Genomic DNA, 21,536 nt, shown 5'->3' on the forward strand with positions numbered 1-21,536 from the left:
ATCCTTGAACTTTTTATGGGCTAGCGGTATAACACGCACCCCAGTAAAAGAGTAAGAAGTAATCCTATGACGAATCCATTTTGGCAAGAAAAGACACTAGAACAGATGACCGAGAATGAGTGGGAATCACTTTGCGACGGTTGTGGTAAGTGCTGCCTACATAAACTAATGGATGAAGATAGCGATGAAGTTTACTACACCAATGTGGCGTGTAGCTGGTTAAACGACAAAACATGTTCGTGTAAAGATTACCCGAACCGCTTCACTTCAGGTGAAGAGTGTTTGAAGCTGACTCGTGACAAGATCGATGAGTTTCACTGGCTACCAGACACTTGTGCTTACCGTCTTCTATCAGAATCTAAGCCGATCCCTGAGTGGCACCCATTGATCACCGGATCAAAAACAGAGATGCATGCAGCAGGTGAAAGCGTTCGTAACAAAGTGGTATACGAAATCGATGTTGTCGATTGGGAAGATCACATCTTGAACCACCCGAACCGCTAGTTAACGAAGACTAGTCAATCACCCGAATAAAAAAAGGCTCACATTTCTGTGAGCCTTTGTCGTATTTAGGAGGGTCCAAATCAATGGACTGTGTCATGGCTAATGTCAAGCAAGCGGTAAGTCTGCAACCACCTGATTGAACGTGATACGAGCATTCTGAGCTTGCTCAGATAACTCGATCTTTTTCGCTTGTGCGGCACTAAGATTACTCTCGGCCTGCTCAAGTGCTTGTTGTAGGTTCTCTGGTAACTCGTGAGTTTCCATTTGTGAACCTTGTTCTAACACATAAGCGCGAATTTCTTTCTTCACTGCGGCAAGTTCTGTGTAAGCAACACGCTCAAGTTCTGCGGCTTCTTGTGCTGCATCTCTTTCTTTCTCAAACTGAGCCAACGCCATACCTTCAGCAGACCAAGGGTCCATGTCTGGCAGTTCTTCGATGTTGATCGTTGGCTCGATATACGCATCTTGATGGCGTAGGTCGAGGTTAGTCGCACGAACCGCTGAAATCATCAGCATCACAGAGATAGCAAGCAGTGGTAAGCCACCAACAATCGCCGCCGTTTGTAGCGTACTTAGACCGCCTAAGAACATTAGAATCGTTGGTAAGAACGACAGAGTAAATGCCCAGAACATACGGTTCCAGCGCATTGGCTCTTCGGTCACGTTGTTTTGTACAACAGACGCTAGGATGTATGAGATAGAGTCAAATGTTGTTGCCGTGAAAATGATACACAGCATTGTAAATACAGCGATAACCAGCGTGTTCATTGGCAATTGTGCAAGCATCGAGAAGATAGCTTTGGTTGCGCCTTCCGCATTCAAAATGGCAACGACATCTAGCTCACCAGAAAGCTGCAGTGATAGGCCGTAGTTACCTAAGATCATGAAGAACAGGAAACAACCTAGAGAACCAAAGAAGATCGACCCTGACACCATTTGTTTGATGGTTCTGCCGCGAGAGATACGCGCAACAAACAGACCCATACTCGGTGCAAATACTAGCCACCATGCCCAGTAGAAAATCGTCCAGTCTTGTGGGAAGTGAGTGTTTTCGAATGTACCGTAACCACCAAATGGTTCAGCCCACGTTGCCATCACGAAGAAGTTAGACAGTAGACGACCAATTGAGTCTAAGCCTGTTTCTAACATGAAGATTGTTGGACCCGCGATCAGAACGAAAGCCAGTAGACCCATCGCACCCCAGAAGTTGATGTTACTTAGGATCTTGATGCCTTTTTCCAATCCAGCATAAGATGAGTAAGCAAAAATCGCAGTACACACTAAAAGCACCATCACTTGCGTTAGGTTATTTTTAGGTAGACCAAATAGGTGATTTAGACCTTCAGTGATCAGAGGAGCGGCTAAACCTAATGTTGTTGCAGCGCCGCCTAATAGACCGAAAATGAATAGGATATCAACGATCTTTCCTGGTACGCCTTTACTACGGTGTTCACCAAGAACAGGCATTAATGCGCTTGAAATCTTTAGAACAGGTTGTTTACGTACGTAGAAGAAGTAAGCGATAGGAATTGCCGGGATTAGGTAGATAGACCATGCGATTGGTCCCCAGTGGAATAGGCCGTAGGTCGCAGCCCAGCGTACAGCTTCTTCACTGCCAGGTTCTAGTTGGAAAGGCGGTGATTGGTAGTAGTAAGCCCACTCAATACAGCCCCAATACAAGATACTTGCACCGATACCGCCACAAAATAGCATGGCAGCCCATGATGCAGTTTTAAACTCAGGCTCTTCATCAGCTTCGCCCAGTTTAATTTGTCCCATATCACTGAATACTACGTACACCATAAATGCACAGGCAGCGAGGCCTAGCGCAAGATATAGAAATCCTAGTTGATCCGTCATGAATGTTTTCGCAACCGCAATCCAGTCTGCGCCCTGAGCTGGGAACAAAATGAGCGGGAAAACTATCGTGAGTAGGAGTGCAATCGCACCAAAGAAGGTAGGCTTATCAATAAGCTCAAAAGTGTTTTTCACGAGTATTATTCCATTAAAATGAGAGCGGAATTATGGAATGAACTCGTTTTTTAGACCAAATCTGGTCTGTTGTCGTGACGACAAATCTCTTTAATGCAGAGAGGAAGGTACAGTAACTGAGGGGAAAGTTAGATTAAGGCAAGTAGAATGCCACCCACGGTTGCCGCTGCGGATAAGTATTGCCCCGCTGAATAAGAACCATCATCTTCTTCTTCAATCTTATCTGGGTGATCCATACCCAAGGCACCATGAGCGAATGACTCAACTTTATCGGTAACTGTCGCGTTTTCTGCTTCGACTTTCTTCGCTTCTTTATCAATTTCTTTTAGGGCAGATAAGAGTGCTTTGCCTTCATCAGAAAGCTTAACCGTATTTTGCTCAACCTTAAGCGGTGTAGGCTTTTCAGCTTCGTTAGCTGAACTCTTAGCGTTCATCTGCGAAGGCGAATACAGCTGAGTATTACTCGTTCCTACTGGCGTCATATAGCTCTCCTTACCTATCCTTAAATATAGTATCGGCAGAGGTGTGAAAAACTTGTGCAATTAATCATCGATAGTGATGTTTTTTTATTCGCACATTACATTTTCGTCTGCTTGGTTAAATCGTCTATTTACTAAGCAAGTCTTGTGCCGATAAGAATGTTTGATTTAGATAGAGTTAGGATGAATGACGGGAACGTGATCAAGTTTTGACGATGGGCTAATTATCTAGGATTAGCCCATCGACTCTTTAGCTTAGAAGAGTGGAACAACAGACCTTACTCACACTCTAGGCTAGCGCTGCGTTTTGACAGGTGCTTGTATGCCTTCATTCGGTTCTCTTTCTTAACAAAGCGAGCCGGCGGCGAAAGTACTTTTAGCTGGTAGTCATTGCTATCTGATGAAACCTCTTCAACTGGGCTGATGATGGCGATTCTCAAATCAGGGTTACGACGTAGAATTGATGCCGCCGTCCCTAAACCACCCTCGGTGTGGAACTTGCCAGCCACGTGAATCACTTGTTTATCAGGGTTTGATGCTAGGTAATCCACAATCGACTCAGCCATGGTTTCGTCCCAGGTAACCTGAGCGGCAAACTGCTTTTCTGTTTGCTCTGGCGTACCGTGGTGCATAGAAGCCATGAACTTTTCTTTGTAAGGGCTATCGCCAGTATCCACTTCGGCGGCAATCCATTGGCGTTGCTCGGTCGATAATTGGTCTAGGTAAGGTAATCCTTTACGGCCAATACACTGAACAAATGGTTTTGGTGCGTTTGCTGCAATAACATCGACGTCGTTGGTTTTTGCGAACTCAACTAATGCGCGGTAATCACTTTCATAGTTCGGCCAAGCTGCCGCTTGAGACATGAGAATTTGTTCGCCGATTTCGCCGTTTAAGTATTGGTCAAGTGTGGCTTGGTGCTCTCGAGTGAACTGTTCCATTGAAAGCGCAATGTTTGACGTCGCGTTAAAGCGCGCTTTTAAAAAATCGGTTTGGAAGCGGTGAATAGCAGAATGCGTGTGCCATTCGCCAATAAGAATTACATCAGCGTCAATTAGCTGTTTAGGTAATGCATCGAGAGGAAGCGTTTCGCCTTGTGGAGAAGCGAACTGGTAGTCATAGAATGTGGAAACAGATTCCTTTTGAGTCACTTTTTGAGAAGTGTCTTTTGCAGGTTGACTAGCACAAGCCGTGAGAAGAGTCGCTAATCCGATAAGAATAATACGTTGCATGAAATGCCTCCTTGAAGAACACGCATACTAAAGGAGGCAAGATAAGAATTCAATGCAAACGATAATCAATATCAATTAATTTTGTTTGCGATACACCCGCAGCATAAAGTCAGCTTCACAGTTGAATTGCTCGGCTTCGGTGAGTTGTTGTTTAAACTCTTCACTCGCCTTCCAAGCAAACGGCGTCATCTGTAGCAGGTCGAATGCATCTGACCCCGATAGTTCCATCATATAGTTTAGTTGCTCTTGATGCTCAAGCATAAAACCTTCGATCATCTCTGGATCTTCATCGTGCAAACGAACGCCATCATAAATCGCATCACGCAGCTGATAAAGGTGTCGGCTAGCGGGTGTTACGGTGATCACCACACCATTATCTTTGATGGTGCGTTGTAACTCTTCAGCCTTGCAAGGTGCGTAAATGCGTAGAATGCCGTCTAAGCTATTTTCCGCAAAGGGAAGACGATGGCTTGATGCAACTGAGAAGTCGACAGCAGGGTAGCGCTTAGCGGCGTATTTGATAGCAATCTTAGAAATGTCTAGGCCAAAAGTAGCACCATTCTTTTCTTGAAGATTCACAGCAATTTCGTTGGTGTAATACCCTTCGCCACAACCAATATCCAATAGGCTAGGCGCCTCTTCTGGTAGGTAGCGAGAACACAACGTCACCACCGCTTGGCGCATTGGGTCATAGTGGTTACCTTCAAGGAAGCGACGACGTGCCTGCATCATCTCTTTGTTGTCACCTGGATCTTTTGAGCGTTTGTGGTGCGCAGGCATCAAATTGACATAGCCTTCTTTCGCTAGGTCGAACTGATGGTTCTTTTCACACTTAAACGTACGATCGTTTTGAGATAAAGGTTGGTGACACAAAGGGCATTGGTAAGTCATGGAGACCTCTAAAGGAGAATAGACAGCGCAAGTGTAACGAGCTAAAACCAAAAAGTAAAAGAGCGACATAAAGCCGCTCAAAAATCGTTTTTTATAACTGTATTTATACGGTTATTGGGCACTAATCACAGTGATCAGTTGGTGGTTTTCACCCGGCCGGAGTGTTTTACCGGCTTCTAGGCTTGGTGCGTGCAGTGTTGATTCAACACACAACATGGTTAGGTAACCGTCGTCTTGCATGTCACCCATACCCGCAGCCCCTTCAGCCCAAGGGTTCCAAAGTACTGCAGAGTTATGACCGTGGTTTTCAACGGTCAGTGTGCGATCAAATTTTTTGTCAGCAACACAGATTTGTGATTCTGGCTGAGTGTAAACGCGATCAATAGTGTCGGTCAGTACCAGTTCAGATCCACCTTGGCAGATCTTGCCACCTTGCAGGCTATCAATGTACTCAGCACCCATACCAGTGGTGGTTGTGTTGTGGATATCGCCAACGTTTAGGTAAGTGTGCAGCGCGCCAGAGAAAGTCCATGGCTGAGAATCCGTGTTCTTCACGTCCAGCGTTACTTTTAGTTGTTCGCCGATCTCAACATTCAAACGTGCATCAAACTGATGAGGCCATACTGCTAGCGTCTCTTCGCTTGGCTTTAGACCTAAACTAACAATCACGCCAGCTTCGCTTTCACGGTGTTCAACCAATTGCCATTCACTTGAACGGGCAAAACCATGTGCTGGTGCTGCAATGCGACCAAACCAAGGCCAACATACTGGAATACCACCACGCAGCGCCGTTTTACCATCGAACTTAGCTTGTTGGCTCATCCAAATTAGGTCTTCTTGACCTTGCGGTTGGAATGACACCACATGGCCGCCAAACAGTGAAATCGCTGCGTTTGCTTTATCGTGGATAACGCAAACCAGTTTTACACCTTCGTGTTCAACGATAGTGACGTTGTCAGAAAGTACCGCTAGTGCAGGTAGAGTAGATAAATCCATTACATGATCCTTCTAAGGAAATTGAATTCAAATGCTGACTAGAGTGATGCTTGTGTTTTCATGAGTGATAAACAGAGTCAGTATTAGAATTGAATTTTGCGTTTGGGCTATCTTGATGAGCTTAGACAGACGCGGTTTAAAAGATAGCAGGTATTAAAAAGGCGACACTAAGGTCGCCTTTTTCAAAGTCTGCTCAAAACAGTCTTCGCTAATGCTTATCTAAAGCGATTTCTAAAAAGAAATTACTTAGAGATGTGAGCGATTAGGTCTAGAACTTTGTTTGAGTAACCGATTTCGTTGTCGTACCAAGATACAACTTTAACGAATTTGTCAGTTAGAGCAACACCAGCTTTAGCATCGAATACTGAAGTTTGAACTTCACCGATGAAATCTTGTGATACTACTTGGTCTTCAGTGTAACCAAGAACGCCAGCCATTTCGCCTTCAGAAGCTTCTTTCATTGCAGCACAAATTTCTTCGTAAGATGCAGCTTCTTTTAGGTTAACTGTTAGGTCAACTACAGATACGTTAGCAGTTGGTACACGGAAAGCCATACCAGTTAGAAGGCCGTTTAGTTCTGGAAGAACAACGCCTACAGCTTTAGCAGCACCAGTTGAAGATGGGATGATGTTTTGAGAAGCACCACGGCCACCGCGCCAGTCTTTAGCAGAAGGGCCATCTACAGTTTTTTGAGTTGCTGTAGTAGCGTGAACTGTAGTCATAAGACCAGACTCAATGCCCCACTTATCGTTAAGTACTTTAGCGATAGGTGCAAGACAGTTAGTAGTACAAGAAGCGTTAGAAACGATGTCTTGACCAGCGTAAGATGCTTGGTTAACGCCCATTACGAACATTGGAGTTGCATCTTTAGAAGGACCAGTAAGAACTACTTTCTTAGCGCCAGCAGTGATGTGCTTACGTGCAGTCTCGTCAGTTAGGAAAAGACCAGTTGCTTCAGCAACTACGTCTACGTCGATAGCATCCCACTTAAGGTCTTCTGGGTTACGCTCAGCTGTAACACGTACAGTTTTACCGTTAACGATTAGGTTACCGCCTTCAACTTCAACAGTACCGTTGAAACGGCCGTGAGTTGAGTCGTACTTAAGCATGTATGCCATGTACTCTACGTCGATTAGATCGTTAATACCTACTACTTCGATGTCTGCACGCTCTTGAGCTGCGCGGAATACGAAACGGCCGATACGGCCAAAACCGTTAATACCTACTTTGATAGTCATTGTAGTTGCTCCACAACTTAATTTCTGATTAAAGATAACTGGTAGTAAAATTACAGAATCCAGTATACATCTGCAATAGATAATCCGACTTAACTTGTTTAATGTCAAAAAAAAGCGACGCTTTTCTTAACAATTGGGTGTAAGTGCTTGAAAATTGACCATTGCAAGTGGCTCTGTACCCTTCCAGTTGGGTAAAATACCCCTAAATGATGATTCACTTATGAGTGTATATGTACAATGTTTCCTGGTGAGAAAGTATGTGCTACAAAACGACTCATATGCAAGCCTTTATAGAAAAAAGTAAATATAATAACTGAGAATGTGGAGAGATATTAACGTGATTCAAAAGGGAGGAAATATGATAAAGCCTGATGAATACTGGCGTGAGCGCCTAACGGACGACGAATTTTCAGTGTGTCGTGAGCGTGGTACTGAAGCCCCATATAGCGGCAAGTTACTGCACAACCATAAGACTGGCGTCTATAGCTGCACATGCTGTGAAAGCCCTTTGTTTCTGTCGGATAACAAATATGACTCTGGGTGTGGTTGGCCAAGCTTTGATGCCCCAGTGAATGATGAAGCAGTACGCTATATAGAAGATCTAAGTCACGGAATGAAGCGTGTAGAGATCCGTTGTACCGCCTGTGATAGCCATTTAGGTCACGTTTTTCCAGATGGCCCGAAGACCACAGGTGAACGGTTCTGTGTTAATTCAGTGTCGTTAATTTTCAACAAAAATGACGAAAGTACGAAATAACTTGTAACTATTGTCTAATCCTTACAGGTCGCATTTGTCGATTTAGGAAGGCTGAAACGCCCAAGGTTTCAGATTTAACTCTAGTACAAATAAAAACAGCTACTAAAAAGGTAGCTGTTTTTATTTGAAAGCAGGTGAATAACAAGCTTAAGTAAGAACACTATAAATGAAGCGATCAGTAACTCGGGACGATTGAAGGGCTGTAAATTCCATCCTCAATCGCTTCGACGATGTTATCTACGTCTTTATTTAGCTTCTTATAGGTTGCCTTGTCGAAATGGTACAACACCGTGAGCTCGGCTTCAGAAGCAATCGGCACGTCAAAGTCTTTGGCAACCATTGCCCAAACGTACGCTTTTTCCATATGTCCCAGGCTGTGGTTGATACTGGCCATCGACTTGAAGATTTCAGTGTTGGCTACCGAGCCATTAGAAAGCGTTAGCGCATTATTGAGTAGCTTAAGTGTCTTTATATGATTGCGGGTGGTATAGAAGGTTGCCAAGGCATATTGCATCTCAGCTGTGTTTAACGCTTCAGAGCCTTCTAGTTGTAGGAAACTGCGTCTGGCATTGGTGTCCCCAGTTTGCGACCACAAGAAGTAAAGCGTTTCCGGTGTATCAGATTTCGATAGCTCACTAACGATTCGTTCTGACTCTTCAATACTGTGCATTAATGCCGTAAAGCGACGCTCTTGCAGCTTAGATTGATCGATCGTTTCGATCTGTGCCGCGAGCTCTAGGCACTTTTTGTAGGCAGTGACTAATTCGAATTCTTTAATTTTGTTGATTTCGGTGGGTTGCTTCTGAACTTCAAATCGATGCCAGATGAGGTCGGTACGTGCGACACGACATTGCCCATCGTTCATGTTCAATTGTTCACACTGAAGACCCGGATTGCTTTGGCACAGTTGATCGGTATTTTTGTTCCCTTCAAGACACCCAACCAGAGTGAAAGGCAATAGGCTAATCGCCAACCATTTCATAATTTTCATATTCCTTCACTTGTGATCAGATGCACTTATTATTGGTCAGGTTCTTGACTCAATTCTGTTACGGGTTATTTTCTGGTGAAAATTGTTAAAACTAAGGCTTTACCATGGATGCAGAACAACTTCTTAGCGCAATGACACCCGAGGTCTACGAACGTTTAACCTACGCAGTTGAAACGGGTAAATGGCCAGAAGGTACGGCGCTCTCAAAAGAACAGCGCGACTCGTGTATGCAAGCGGTTATGTTATACCAATCTAAACATAACTCTGAAGCTCAACATATGACAATTGCAGCTGGTGGTGAGATTAGCTTTAAATCTAAGTCTGAACTAAAGAAACAGTTTAAGTCAGATCAAGAAGACATTGTTAGGGTTAACCCGAATCATTAAGCTTAAATTACAACAAAGGGGTGGCAATGTGCCACCCCTTTTAGTTTAACTCGTTTATTTATAAGCAATAAAACGATTTAGTTCACGTTAAGCCGCCGTTACTTTCATAGAATAACTGGCTTTAACGTGAATCCTTGAACAGGTTATAAGCTCATCTCACCGCGCAATACTTGTTGCATCTGAGCCTTCACTTCTTCGTAGCCTAGGTTTTGGCTTAATAGATAATGCAATTTCGCCAGTGCCGCTTCTGGTGTCATATCGTAACCACTCACCACGCCCGCTTCTGCTAGTGCACAACCTGTCGCGTAACCACCCATGTTGACTTTACCAGCCAAACATTGAGTTAGGTTCACCACAATAACACCGCGCTCTGAGGCATCTTTCAGGTGCTGAAGCAGTTCTGGGTTTTGTGGTGCGTTACCCACACCGAAAGTAAGCAGAATCATCGCGTTAACAGGTTGTAATAGCGTGTTACGGATAACTTCGTGTGAGATGCCTGGGTACATTGTGATTACGCCGATAGGTTGCGGAGTAATGTTATGAACCTTGAAAGCACCTTCAGGTTGTTCGTTTACTTTTACATTATTGCTAAGTTGGATATTGATACCCGCTTCTAGCAAAGGATTCAGGTTTGGAGACGTAAACGCATTGAAGCCATCTGCGTGTGATTTTGTGCTGCGATTACCACGCATCAACTTGTTGTTGAAGAACAGTGTCACTTCGTTGATTGGGTAGTTTGCTGCAATGTGTAGCGCATTCAGCAGGTTTGCTTGTCCGTCTGAACGAAGCTCTGCTAGTGGGATTTGAGAGCCCGTAACAATCACAGGTTTGCCGAGGTTTTCAAGCATGAAAGACAGTGCAGAGGCAGTGTAAGCCATAGTGTCTGTGCCATGCAGGATAACGAAACCATCGTACTTATCGTAGTTCGCGCGAATGTCATCAGCGATAGTCTGCCAATCAAGTGGCGTCATATCTGAAGAGTCCATTAATGGAGAGTATTCGTGAATGGTGTACTCAGGCATCTCTGGGCGATGGAATTCAGGCATGCCAGCTAGCTGCTTATCCATGAAACCTGCGACAGGAACATAGCCGTGGTCAATAGACTTCTGCATGCCAATTGTGCCGCCGGTGTACGCGATATAGATGTGTTTTCTTTCCATGGCGATTAATACTTAGTGTGATGTAGGGAACAGGGGGGCGATTATAGCGAATTATCATGCAATAAAAAGAGGCACCTCACACAGAGGCCCCCCTTAGTTATTGAGTTATTGGCTCAACTTATTGAACTTGGCAATTTAAGCAGAAAGCGTATCGGCCTTGTGGGTCGTTAAAGTTGCCTAACAGCTGGCTATCTTGAGCTAACTGCTGAGTAACAGGCTGTAAACTGCTTGGTATCATCGATTGAATATCTAGGCCTATCGACATCTGAACTTGGTTCATAAATTCTTGAATAAATTGTTCAGTGGCCGAAAGTGGCTCTTCAACCCAGTAGATGTTGTAGCTTTCAAGCTCTGCAAGTGAAGCCGCAGCTGCAACCGCATCATCGAAATCACCAATCTCATCGACTAAGCCTTTCTGAATCGCATCTTGACCTGTCCAAACTCGACCTTGAGCAATCTTGTCGACAGCATCGACTTCCAGACCGCGATTTTCTCCAACTAGGCTGATGAATCGGCGGTATCCGTTTTCAATGCCCATTTGGAACGCGTCTTTCGCGCCATCGCTAAGTCCAGTTGTAATACCAAGACCTGAGAAAGGTGAGGTGCCAACGCCATCAGTGTAAACACCAATATCGTTCAACCCTTTTTCGAAGGTGGTGATAACACTGAAGATACCAATTGAACCCGTTAGTGTGGTTGGCTGAGCTAGGATCTTATCCGCACCCATCGAGATCCAGTAACCACCCGAAGCAGCAAGGCTCGACATCGACACAACAACCGGTTTACCCGCTTGCTTGATCGCTTCTATTTCATTACGGATAACTTCAGAAGCAAAGGCACTGCCACCTGGGCTATCGACACGAAGTACAACCGCTTTCACTTTATCGTCGTTACGTGCTTGGCGCAGTAGGGCTGCTGTGGTATCGCCGCCAACGGTGCCACGTGGTTGCTTGCCATCCATAATTGCGCCGCTCGCTACAATCACGGCAACGTCGTGTGATTCACTAGTCATGTTTGGAAGCATGGTTGTACGGTATTCGTAGTAACCAAACGCGTTGTAGCTGTCTTGGCCGTCACTGCCGAAAACATCGGCAAGCTCTAGTCGAACTTGCTGGCGTGTCGCTAGCTCATCCACTAAGCCAAGTTTCTCGGCCAGTTTTGCAATGTCACCGTCCACAGACTCAAGTTCTTTCAAGAAGGTGTCCATGCTTGGGTTCAGTGTCTTAGCGTCTATTTGACGGTTGTTGCTGACGTCATCAACGTACGCACCCCATAGTTGGCTTAACCAACGAGAAGCGGACTCTTTCGCTGCGTCTGACATGTCATCACGAATGAAAGGCTCAATAGCTGACTTATAAGTGCCCACACGGAACACGTGCGTGTTTACGTCTAGTTTCTCTAACAACGTTTTGTAGTAAAGCGAGTAAGCGCTATAGCCTTTAAGAAGAACCCCACCATCTGGTGATAGGAAGACCTTAGTTGCGTAGCTGGCTAGGTAGTATTGGCTTTGGTTGTAAAAGTCACCCACCGCATAAATCGGTTTGCCTGTTGCTTTGAACTCATTCAATGCTTTAGCAATGTAGCGTAGCTTGGTCAGGTTGGTTTCTGGCAGCTCTTTGAGAGCTAAAACGATACCAGTAACCTTGTCATCGTCTTTTGCGTAGCGAATCGTTTCAACGATATCAAACAGGATGTTCTCTTTTGGAAGGTCTTTGCCAAGTAGTGAACCTGTGACCGAATCCATCGGATTGATATAGCGGCTTTGTTCCACAATAGGGCCAGACAGATTAAGCACTAAAGCCGAATCCTGAGGAACCGTCGGTTGAGCCGTATCTGAATGGAAGTACACAAAGTAGATGATGGCGATACTGAGTAAAAAGACTAGGTTAACCAGCGCAAGACGTACAAACGTAATGAGCTTCCAAATCCCTTTAAAGAACATGCCTATAAATTTGAATATTTTTTTCATTCTGTCTCCGCAGTGAGATTACGTCGCTTTAACAAGCCGTAGTACCATTAATCTCAATAATATGAACTGCTTAGTATCCTACGATAATTCCCAAGCTCAAACTACACCAAGAATTGTTAATCGATATATATTCTCATTAAGTGTAGTCAAATTAAGGGCTTCTGAACGATTAATACGTGCAGCATTATGATCGGTGTTACAAAAATGTAAACGGTTGTTTGAACTTTTGGTAATTGAACTATACTGTGGTCAGACCACAAGGATAAAATAATAGAAGTGATGTCTGCCATGTACCCACATTTACTTGAACCACTCGATCTTGGATTTACCCAGTTACGTAACCGTGTATTGATGGGATCAATGCATACAGGTTTAGAAGAAAATAAAGAAGGTCTCCACAAACTCGCCGCGTTTTATGAAGAGCGAGCAAAAGGAGGCGTTGGCCTTATTGTTACCGGTGGTTTCTCTCCTAATTTACGTGGCAGATTAACCCCATTTAGTGCTGAATTCAGTAAAGTAAAGCACGCTAAAGCGCACCAAGTTGTTACCGAAGCCGTCCACAAGCACGGCGGTAAAATTGCGCTTCAATTGTTGCATGCAGGTCGTTATGCGATGCACCCATTTGCGCAAAGTGCGTCTGGCATTAAAGCGCCTATCGCTAAGTTCGCTCCAAGTGAGATGAGCCCTCGTCAGATTAAAAAGACCATTGGTGCCTTTGCCAACAGTGCCGAACTCGCCCAAGTCGCGGGTTACGACGGCATTGAGATTATGGGATCTGAAGGTTACTTGATTAACCAATTCATCTGTAAACGTACCAATATGCGTTACGACGAATGGGGCGGTTCTTATGAGAAGCGCATGCGATTCCCGCTGGAGATTGTTAAATCGATTCGCGAAGCAGTGGGTGACGACTTCATTATTATTTTCCGACTGTCGATGCTGGATTTGGTTGAGCAAGGCAGCACCTTTGAAGATGTTGTTCTATTGGCTCAAAAGCTGGAAGAAGCAGGCGTGACTATTATCAATACCGGTATCGGTTGGCATGAAGCACGTGTTCCGACTATCGCGACGCAAGTACCACGAGGCGCATTCTCTTGGGTGACGGAAAAAGTGAAACCATACGTGTCGATCCCAGTGGTGACATGTAACCGAATTAATACGCCAGAAGAGGCCGAACGTATTCTTAGCTCTGGGCAGGCTGATATGGTGTCTATGGCGCGTCCATTCTTGGCAGACCCGGATTTTGTTAATAAAGCAGCTCAAGACCAAGCTCAGTTCATCAATACCTGTATCGGTTGTAACCAAGCTTGCCTTGATAACGTGTTTAAAGGTAAACGTGCGAGCTGTTTGGTGAACCCACGCGCTTGTTACGAGACTGAAATTGTTGTTCAGCCAGCGCAAGCGACTAAGACCATTGCGGTTGTCGGCGCAGGCCCAGCCGGTTTAGCCTGTGCAACGACTTTAGCTCAGCGTGGGCATAAGGTTGACTTGATTGAGAAAAATGACCGTATCGGCGGTCAGTTTAGATTGGCAATGCAGATTCCGGGTAAAGAAGAATTCAGAGAAACGATTCGCTACTTTGCTAACCAAATCGACGCATCAGGCGTGAACCTGAAACTGGATACTGAGGCAACGTTTGAGATGTTGTTGAAGTACGATGAAGTCGTGATGGCGGCTGGCGTAGAGCCAAGAAAGCTCGATATTGAGGGCATTGACCAAGAAAACGTGGTCGATTACCAAACCTTGATTCGTGAAAAGACACCAGTAGGCGAAAAGGTCGCGATTGTTGGTGCTGGTGGTATTGGTGTCGATGTGGCAACCATGCTGACAGAACCGACTTCACACAGCCTAGACGATTGGCTGCATGAGTGGGGCATCGATAAGAATATGGAACACCCAGGCGGACTTTACCCTTACCCTGATTCATTCAGCGATAAAACGGTGTGGGTGATGCAGCGTAAAGCGGGTCGTGTTGGTAAAGGTCCGGGCAAAACTACAGGCTGGATTCACAAACGCACACTAGAAAAACGCGGTGTTAATCTACTGGGTGGCGTGAGCTACAACAAGATTGATGACCAAGGTCTGCATATCAGCGTTGGTAAGAAAGAGCAGGTGCTGGATGCTGATTCGGTTATCGTATGTGCAGGTCAGGTGTCAGTTCGTCCATTCGAAGATATGTGGCAAGAGTTTGGTGGCAAACTGCATGTGATAGGCGGTGCTGATTACGCGGGTGAACTGGATGCAGTGCGCGCAATTCGTCAAGGTGTTGAGCTAGCGATTAAGTTATAGAATCAGCTATCAAACTGTAATCTTATCGGTAGATATTGTTACTTAATTTGCTGAGTTAGATTTTGAACAAGGCTCCTAAGTCATAGATTTAGGAGCTTTTATTGTTTCTAATCTAGGCCAGATGGACAGTGGTTGAGATTTATTATCGTTTGTATTCTGTGCTAAAGTTCAAGTATACAAATAATAAAGAAATAGTAAGGACTTCAAATGGATGCTTTGGATCTATTGCTCAACAGACGCTCAATCGCAAAACTCTCTGATCCGGCACCAGAAGGTGTGGCGTTAGAAAACATCATCAAAGCAGGACTGCGTGCTCCAGACCACGGGGCACTAACACCTTGGCGCTTTGTTATCGCGCAAGGTTCAGGCCTACAAAAGCTTTCTGACATCTTGGTGCGCGCCGCTGAAGCGGATGACAGCGAAGAAGCGGTTATCGAGAAAGTAAAGAAAGCGCCGTTCCGAGCTCCGATGGTGATTACTGTGATTGCCAAAGTAACTGAGCACGAGAAAGTGCCTGCTATCGAACAACATCTGTCTGCGGGTTGTGCTGCACAGGCGATGCAAATGGCCGCAGTCGCACAAGGTTTCCAAGGCTTTTGGCGCTCAGGTAAATGGATGTTCCACCCAGAAGTACATCAAGCATTTGGCCTAGAAGGCGACGACGAAATTGTTGGTTTCCTATACCTAGGTACTCCTGGCTGTACACCAATGAAAGTGCCAGAACGCGACTTCTCTAAGTTCGTTGAGTTCTTATAAGGAGCACTACGTTGAAAATGACTTAGGTCTGTGGGGAATTGTGAACTTGTTGGTTATGAATTCTATTGAGTTGAATATTCAGTGCAGCACATCATTTTTAGAAAGAACCTTGCTAGACAGGACTTCATGAAAGCAAGCAGTGATACAGCCCACTAGGGGCTGATTCGATCACTAGACTGTTAGCGTACTTGTTAAGTCCAACATGATGAGTGGTATAAGCACAAGATAGTAGATTGTTCTTGCCACGTTGAGTAAAACAGTTGTTAACTCAATCAACTTCATAAACACCGCCTTTGTTATGCGATTGTCGAATGTTGTCTTTAGCGTGAACTTTGATATGATTATTAATGTAATACGTCATCGTACTCTCAGTTCAGAAGACTGCAATCTTCTTGCTAAAAACGTGTATGTGACTGATAAATCAGCCCGCCTTTGTGTGGGCTTTTTTATTGCTTAGATTCTTGCATCTTACCTCCCGTAATTCGATTTGTCCTTAGTACAACATGTTGTGTTCGTTTGTTTTATTTGTCCTTTATTTTGTGTTACTTATCTGCTTTATTGTGTCGTATTTAACGAGAACCACCAACTTTTAGTTTTGATTCAGATCAATAAAAAGAGAACGCTGAATAAGATCAATTCAATATTATTACGCTAGTTCTCTCTTTAGGAAAAAATAAATAAAACCAATAATATAGTGTGAAAATCGTTGCTTTTTCTAGAGCCATTATAGGTTGTGGCCGTATAGTCATTGGTAGATTCAAAACAAGGCAGCTAGTTACGAAAGTTTGTATAAGGCATGTTTTAAGTAGTGCATATTTGGTAGTCAGTAGTTTTTTGAATGTTAACTGTATAAACAACCAGTTTTTCTTGATTTATTAGGGCCACATTAGATAATGTGGCCCTAATTGTTTGTAGCATCTGGAAAAACATGTCTCGCCTTATTATTGCTGAAAAACCAAGCCTCGGCCGCGCGATCGCCGCTGCACTACCTAATCCACAAAAGAAAGACCAAGGGTTTATCAAATGTGGCAATGGGGATGTGGTGACTTGGTGTATTGGACACTTATTGGAGCAGGTTGAGCCGGATGCTTATGACGACCGTTATAAGAAGTGGAATTTAGCCGATCTTCCTATCGTGCCAGAGCAATGGCAACTAAGACCGCGTAAGACTTCAAGCAAACAGCTCACGGTGATCCGAAAGCTATTGAAGGACGCCACTCAAATTGTTCACGCCGGAGACCCGGATAGAGAAGGGCAGTTGCTGGTTGATGAAGTGATTGATTACTGCAAAGTCTCTAAGGCTAAGAAAGAGTCGATGGACAGGCTACTGATCAGCGACTTGAACTTACCTGCCGTAAAACGTGCACTTTCTCAAATGCGCAGCAACCGTGACTTTATTCCGCTTTCTATTTCCGCATTAGCGCGCTCTAGAGCCGATTGGCTGTATGGCATGAACATGACTCGTGCTTATACCTTACTCGGTCAAAAGGCTGGCTACCAAGGTGTGTTGTCGGTCGGGCGAGTACAAACGCCTGTACTTGGTTTGGTGGTAAGGCGCGATGAAGAGATCGAAAACTTTATTCCGAAAGATTACTTCACTTTGCACGCTTTGATCCCTTATCAAAATCACGGCCAGAGCTTTGATATTCGTGCGCGTTGGAAGCCAAGCGAAGCATGTAAACCATGGCAAGATGAAGAAGGGCGCGTGCTCAATCGAAAGCTGGTTGAGAATGTGGCTAACCGAATTGCGAATCAACCCGCGACGGTGACGGAATCAGAGCAAAAGCAAAGTAAACAAGCTGCGCCACTGCCTTACTCGCTGTCAGCTTTGCAGATTGATGCGTCTAAGCGTTTTGGTATGAGTGCTCAACAGGTGTTAGATACGTGTCAGTCATTGTACGAGAAACATAAACTCATCACTTACCCACGTTCTGACAGTCGCTATCTACCTAAAGATCACTACTCACAAAGAGAGTCGGTCGTGGATGCTATCGCTAACAATGCCAAAGAGCTGCAAAGTGGTGCTCAAGGCGCGGATCTTTCACTTAAATCAAAAGCATGGAACGACAGCAAGGTTGATGCTCACCACGCGATTATTCCTACTCCGAAGAAATCATCGGTGAATGGTTTGTCTGCTAATGAGATGAAGATCTATCAGCAAATCGCTCGCCAGTATCTAATGCAGTTTTACCCACCTGCGGTTTTTGCTGATGCTAAGCTGGTCTTTGATATTGCTGGTGGTGTGTTCATCGCAAAAGGGCGTCAGCTTATCAACCCGGGTTGGAAGGTGTTGATGGGCAAAACAGATACCGAAGAGAAAGGTGATGGCACGGATACGGTTCCTCCATTGGATAAAGGTACCGTGTTGACGTGTCGTGAAGGCGTGATTGGCGATAAGAAAACCGAACCACCAAAGCACTTCACGGAAGCTACATTGCTTCAAGCGATGACAGGTATCGCGCGTTTTGTTGCGAACAAAGACCTTAAAGCCATTTTGAAAGAGACCGATGGCCTTGGCACAGAAGCCACCCGTGCGGGTATTCTCGATACTTTATTCAAAAGGCAGCTGCTAACGCGCCAAGGTAAGAGTATTCACAGTAGCCCTGCGGGCAGAGGCTTGATTCATGCCTTACCTGAGGATTCTACCTTTCCAGACATGACAGCGCACTGGGAGCACCAGTTGCAAGGCATGGCAGAACGCAATCAAGCGTATCAACCTTTTATGCAAGCGCTGGAAAGAAAAATTGATGGTTTGATGGGCAAGGTAAAAACGGGAGTAGTTCCTGAATCACTTCGCCACCTTCCTAAAGTCGAAAGACCAGCGTTTAAACGTCGTAAAGGCGGTGGTGCAAAGAAGTCTTATGCCAAGACAGGTTCGTATGCTAAGAAAGGTACTTCCGCTAAAAAGAGCACCAAAAGCTAAGACTTATTGAGGTTAGGATTAACGACCGACTTTACGCCCACAACGTTTAAACAGTTGCTGCCAATAGTCAACATGGCGACGAGTGGATGATCGAAAAGCTTGATGTGCATCTTGGATGGGAAAGTAATAACTGTGCAGTTCAGGTTGCGCGTCAAACATTCCTAGTTGCGGGGCTATGTGCTGATAGTAGCCATCCAGTTGCGCCATGTAAGGCTGAACCTTACCTATGTATTGTTGCTCGAACACATTGTTGAGATAGCGGAACTTAGTGGTGTCTCGTTGTTTACCACAGATGATCTTGTCATCAAAAGTTGTCAGCTGTTTGGTGATGGTATCAAGCTCAACTGACGCCCGAGCGAGCGAGTAGTATAAATCCCCAAGGGTCGAACTCTTCTCTAATACTTCTTGAACCTCAGTGGTTTTGCCGGAAACGAGCGATGTGTTTAACGCTTGATTGATGTGTTCTAACGCATCACTGGTTTGTCGTACCTGATCGCCTATATCAGCGCGTAACCACTGACTACTCCGCATTTGTGACTGCATAGCATCGCTGGCATAGATGAGATTCCATTGATGCAGTGGAAACTGTGCGAGTTTCTGTTGCTCAATTTCTCTTAGTAATTCTACGATCTCTGGGTCTAATTCATTACTGGATAAACATTTGCCCACGCCTTCAAGTAGCGCGACTTGATAATCGTAATTACGAAACTCATCCGCGACCTTGCCCAGAACCGAATTTCTTTCTGCAATCAGATTGAACAGTCTACACTGACGAAGCTGATAGCTGTCGATGAGACCGATAGAGAGTGAGGGCACGTCAAGCAGCAGTTCTCGTTTTCTCGGTAGGCTTTCAAACTCCCAATCCTCTTTGAGTTCTTCAGCATCTTGTACTCTAGCGACCTTAGTTTGATAGTCGTCGAATAAGTCGCCGGGGCCATTACTGAAACAGCCAGTTAGCATCACTGTTAGACAAAACAGCGTTGAGTGCTTAACTAGGTTTGAGAGAGAGCCTGCATTCATCTGTGGATTACCAGTCTATTTCGTTACCATCGAAATTGAAGAAGTGACCACTTACTCCGGTATTCGCGGACTCGATGACTTTAATAAGGCCGGAAGCTGAAGTGTTGGTATCGATCAGAGCATTAGGGCCACCCATTTCGGTCTGTACCCAGCCTGGATGCAGTGCTAACACCGTAAAGCCATTATCGGTTAAGTCGTTGCTTAAGCTCTTAACCACGGAGTTTAGAGCGGCTTTAGAGGAGCGATAGATATAACCTCCGCCTGAGGTGTTCTCGGTCATGCTGCCGACTCTAGAGGATAAACAAGCGACCTTTTTGATATGGCTGCCTTCTAGTAGAGGCAATAGCGTTTCGACAAGCTTGAGTGGGGCAATAGTGTTAACTTCGAATACACGACGCCACTCTTCGACATCGGTATTACCCAGCCCGTAGCCTTTAGGGCCATAGTAGCCAGCGTTGTTGATCAAGATATCAATCGACTTTATTTGCGAAGGGAGTTGGCTTACTGCTTGGTAATCGGTTATCTCTAATTGAATACAGGTAAGGTTGGTGTTGTGGTCTGCGAGTGAGAGCAGTTCTTTTGCTGAATTGTCATCACGATAAGTCGCGTACACCTTGTGATTACTTTCCAAGTATTGTCGAGTCAGGCTTAAGCCAATGCCGCGGTTCGCTCCAGTAATAAAAATAACGCTCATGGTGATTCCTTTTCAGTTCAATTAGTTAAGTTTGATGGCTTAACACTAGAAAATCAACGCTCCACCAACTGGCCATTAGCATTCCTACAAAAATCATTACTGCTGCCGCTGAGCCACAGATCACCCCAAAGATGAGTATTACGTTTTTCATTGTTGTCTCTTTTTGAAAATCAAGTTAATGATAACTATTATCATTAATTAAGGTTGTCGCCTAGGCTGAGACTGTTATGATTTTGAGAAAGATACGCAATTAACCTGATTATGATTCCTTTAATTTACCACCCAATCTATTCGCAGTTACCTTTACCAGAAGGTCACCGTTACCCGATTAACAAATATCAGTTGTTACACAGTGCTGTTGAGGCGTTAATGGATCGTGATCCTCTATGGAAGCGTCAGTTTGAAATCTTCCAACCAACGCCGGTTTCGGTTGAACAGGTAAAACAGGTTCACGATAGTGAGTATGTGGATTTGCTTGTTTCTGGTAATTTGCCCGCAGCAAAGATGAGACGTATCGGTTTCCCCTGGAGTGAACAACTTATTGAGAGAACACTCTACTCAAGTGGTGGAACCTGCTTGGCCGCTGAAATGGCAATAGAGAGTGGTTTAGCGATTCATTTGAGTGGTGGTTATCATCACGCACACCATGATTTTGGTAGCGGCTTTTGTTTGTTGAACGATCTGGTGTTAGCGGCAAAACATGCGTTGACCTTTGAACACATCGATAAAGTGCTTATCGTCGACAGCGATGTTCATCATGGTGATGGCACAGCGACTCTTTGCCAAGAGAATGACGACATCATTACTCTGTCATTCCACTGCGACAAAAACTTTCCTGCACGAAAACCGCTGTCTGATTTAGATGTACCGTTAAGTCGTGAAACAGAAGATGAAGAGTTCTTACGTTGTTTTGAACAAGTCACTAAGTTAGCGATTGCTCACCATCAACCTGATCTGATTATTTATGATGCGGGGATCGATATCCATCAAGACGATGAACTGGGTTACTTGAATGTCTCGACACAAGGGATATTCGAGCGCGACTGTTTGATGATTGAATTAGCGAAATCAGAGTCTATTTCGATGGCATGCGTAGTCGGTGGCGGGTACCGCACTAAACACCAAGATCTGGTGCCGATTCACATGCAGCTGTTAAAAGCGGCTTATCATGTTTACGGTTAACCTCTCAAATTAGCGCCTGATAGCTCATTGAAATGATGGTGTGAAATAAGCGCATCCTGCACCATAAAAGACACGGT

19 protein-coding genes are annotated in these 21,536 nt (G+C 44.8%); 7 read left to right on the top strand and 12 right to left on the bottom strand.

What is annotated here, in order from left to right:
* The first annotated feature begins 66 nt into the window (after positions 1–66).
* Positions 67–504 carry a YcgN family cysteine cluster protein gene (locus tag AB6F11_RS06005; protein ID WP_017059388.1) on the top strand — a complete coding sequence of 146 codons (438 nt, stop codon included), beginning with the start codon at positions 67–69 and terminating at the stop codon, positions 502–504.
* 105 nt (positions 505–609) lie between these two features.
* On the opposite strand, the gene AB6F11_RS06010 is transcribed toward AB6F11_RS06005, so the two are convergent.
* The 6 genes from AB6F11_RS06010 to gap form a co-directional block, all read right to left on the bottom strand.
* The gene (locus AB6F11_RS06010) at positions 610–2,496 is read right to left on the bottom strand and encodes a BCCT family transporter (protein ID WP_102393278.1); all 1,887 of its coding nucleotides are present in this window, start codon (positions 2,494–2,496) and stop codon (positions 610–612) included.
* A 128-nt stretch (positions 2,497–2,624) separates the two neighbouring features.
* Entirely contained in the window at positions 2,625–2,978 is a 354-nt protein-coding gene (locus AB6F11_RS06015) for a hypothetical protein (RefSeq protein ID WP_017070749.1), read from the bottom strand.
* Positions 2,979–3,253: 275 nt separating this feature from the next.
* Positions 3,254–4,207: a ChaN family lipoprotein gene (locus AB6F11_RS06020; RefSeq protein WP_102393279.1), complete on the bottom strand. Its 954-nt coding sequence runs from the start codon at positions 4,205–4,207 to the stop codon at positions 3,254–3,256.
* A gap of 75 nt (positions 4,208–4,282) precedes the next feature.
* A complete protein-coding gene (rlmA, locus tag AB6F11_RS06025) occupies positions 4,283–5,098 on the bottom strand; it encodes a 23S rRNA (guanine(745)-N(1))-methyltransferase (protein ID WP_048660809.1) in 816 nt (271 codons plus the stop codon).
* 111 nt (positions 5,099–5,209) lie between these two features.
* Positions 5,210–6,094, bottom strand: a complete 885-nt coding sequence (locus AB6F11_RS06030; protein ID WP_102393280.1) for a D-hexose-6-phosphate mutarotase — start codon at positions 6,092–6,094, stop codon at positions 5,210–5,212.
* Between the two features lie 242 nt (positions 6,095–6,336).
* A complete protein-coding gene (gene gap, locus AB6F11_RS06035) occupies positions 6,337–7,332 on the bottom strand; it encodes a type I glyceraldehyde-3-phosphate dehydrogenase (protein WP_017059382.1) in 996 nt (331 codons plus the stop codon).
* Between the two features lie 319 nt (positions 7,333–7,651).
* On the opposite strand from gap, the gene msrB reads away from it, so the two are divergent.
* Positions 7,652–8,089 carry a peptide-methionine (R)-S-oxide reductase MsrB gene (gene msrB, locus AB6F11_RS06040; protein ID WP_080582205.1) on the top strand — a complete coding sequence of 146 codons (438 nt, stop codon included), beginning with the start codon at positions 7,652–7,654 and terminating at the stop codon, positions 8,087–8,089.
* Between the two features lie 175 nt (positions 8,090–8,264).
* Here msrB and AB6F11_RS06045 read toward each other — a convergent pair whose 3' ends face one another.
* A complete protein-coding gene (locus AB6F11_RS06045; RefSeq protein WP_102393281.1) occupies positions 8,265–9,071 on the bottom strand; it encodes a DUF2989 domain-containing protein in 807 nt (268 codons plus the stop codon).
* Between the two features lie 113 nt (positions 9,072–9,184).
* Between AB6F11_RS06045 and AB6F11_RS06050 the strand changes: the two genes are divergently transcribed.
* Positions 9,185–9,466 carry a YeaC family protein gene (locus AB6F11_RS06050; protein ID WP_010437067.1) on the top strand — a complete coding sequence of 94 codons (282 nt, stop codon included), beginning with the start codon at positions 9,185–9,187 and terminating at the stop codon, positions 9,464–9,466.
* Positions 9,467–9,609: 143 nt separating this feature from the next.
* On the opposite strand, the gene ansA is transcribed toward AB6F11_RS06050, so the two are convergent.
* Positions 9,610–10,626 carry an asparaginase gene (gene ansA, locus AB6F11_RS06055; RefSeq protein WP_019823767.1) on the bottom strand — a complete coding sequence of 339 codons (1,017 nt, stop codon included), beginning with the start codon at positions 10,624–10,626 and terminating at the stop codon, positions 9,610–9,612.
* 118 nt (positions 10,627–10,744) lie between these two features.
* Entirely contained in the window at positions 10,745–12,595 is a 1,851-nt protein-coding gene (sppA, locus tag AB6F11_RS06060) for a signal peptide peptidase SppA (protein ID WP_102320043.1), read from the bottom strand.
* Between the two features lie 279 nt (positions 12,596–12,874).
* On the opposite strand from sppA, the gene AB6F11_RS06065 reads away from it, so the two are divergent.
* From AB6F11_RS06065 to AB6F11_RS06075, 3 genes are all read left to right on the top strand, one after another.
* Positions 12,875–14,884, top strand: coding sequence for an NADPH-dependent 2,4-dienoyl-CoA reductase (locus AB6F11_RS06065; RefSeq protein WP_017070327.1), 2,010 nt, complete (start codon positions 12,875–12,877; stop codon positions 14,882–14,884).
* A 207-nt stretch (positions 14,885–15,091) separates the two neighbouring features.
* Complete coding sequence (locus tag AB6F11_RS06070; protein WP_017059376.1) at positions 15,092–15,640, top strand: NAD(P)H nitroreductase; 549 nt, start codon at positions 15,092–15,094, stop codon at positions 15,638–15,640.
* Positions 15,641–16,568: 928 nt separating this feature from the next.
* A complete protein-coding gene (locus tag AB6F11_RS06075) occupies positions 16,569–18,563 on the top strand; it encodes a DNA topoisomerase III (protein ID WP_102393282.1) in 1,995 nt (664 codons plus the stop codon).
* 18 nt (positions 18,564–18,581) lie between these two features.
* On the opposite strand, the gene AB6F11_RS06080 is transcribed toward AB6F11_RS06075, so the two are convergent.
* From AB6F11_RS06080 to AB6F11_RS06090, 3 genes are read right to left on the bottom strand one after another with little or no spacing between them, the layout of a single operon-like run.
* Positions 18,582–19,583: a DUF3080 domain-containing protein gene (locus AB6F11_RS06080; protein ID WP_102393283.1), complete on the bottom strand. Its 1,002-nt coding sequence runs from the start codon at positions 19,581–19,583 to the stop codon at positions 18,582–18,584.
* A 7-nt stretch (positions 19,584–19,590) separates the two neighbouring features.
* A complete protein-coding gene (locus tag AB6F11_RS06085; protein WP_102420206.1) occupies positions 19,591–20,277 on the bottom strand; it encodes an SDR family oxidoreductase in 687 nt (228 codons plus the stop codon).
* Positions 20,278–20,302: 25 nt separating this feature from the next.
* Positions 20,303–20,428 carry a hypothetical protein gene (locus AB6F11_RS06090; RefSeq protein WP_017063447.1) on the bottom strand — a complete coding sequence of 42 codons (126 nt, stop codon included), beginning with the start codon at positions 20,426–20,428 and terminating at the stop codon, positions 20,303–20,305.
* A gap of 110 nt (positions 20,429–20,538) precedes the next feature.
* Between AB6F11_RS06090 and AB6F11_RS06095 the strand changes: the two genes are divergently transcribed.
* On the top strand, positions 20,539–21,459 hold the full coding sequence (locus tag AB6F11_RS06095; protein ID WP_017063448.1) for a histone deacetylase: 921 nt from the start codon (positions 20,539–20,541) through the stop codon (positions 21,457–21,459).
* Positions 21,460–21,536 lie beyond the last annotated feature (77 nt).

Origin of the sequence: Vibrio sp. 10N.247.311.14 (assembly GCF_041467715.1) — a bacterium.
In the GTDB taxonomy this organism is placed as follows: Bacteria; Pseudomonadota; Gammaproteobacteria; order Enterobacterales; family Vibrionaceae; genus Vibrio; species Vibrio crassostreae_C.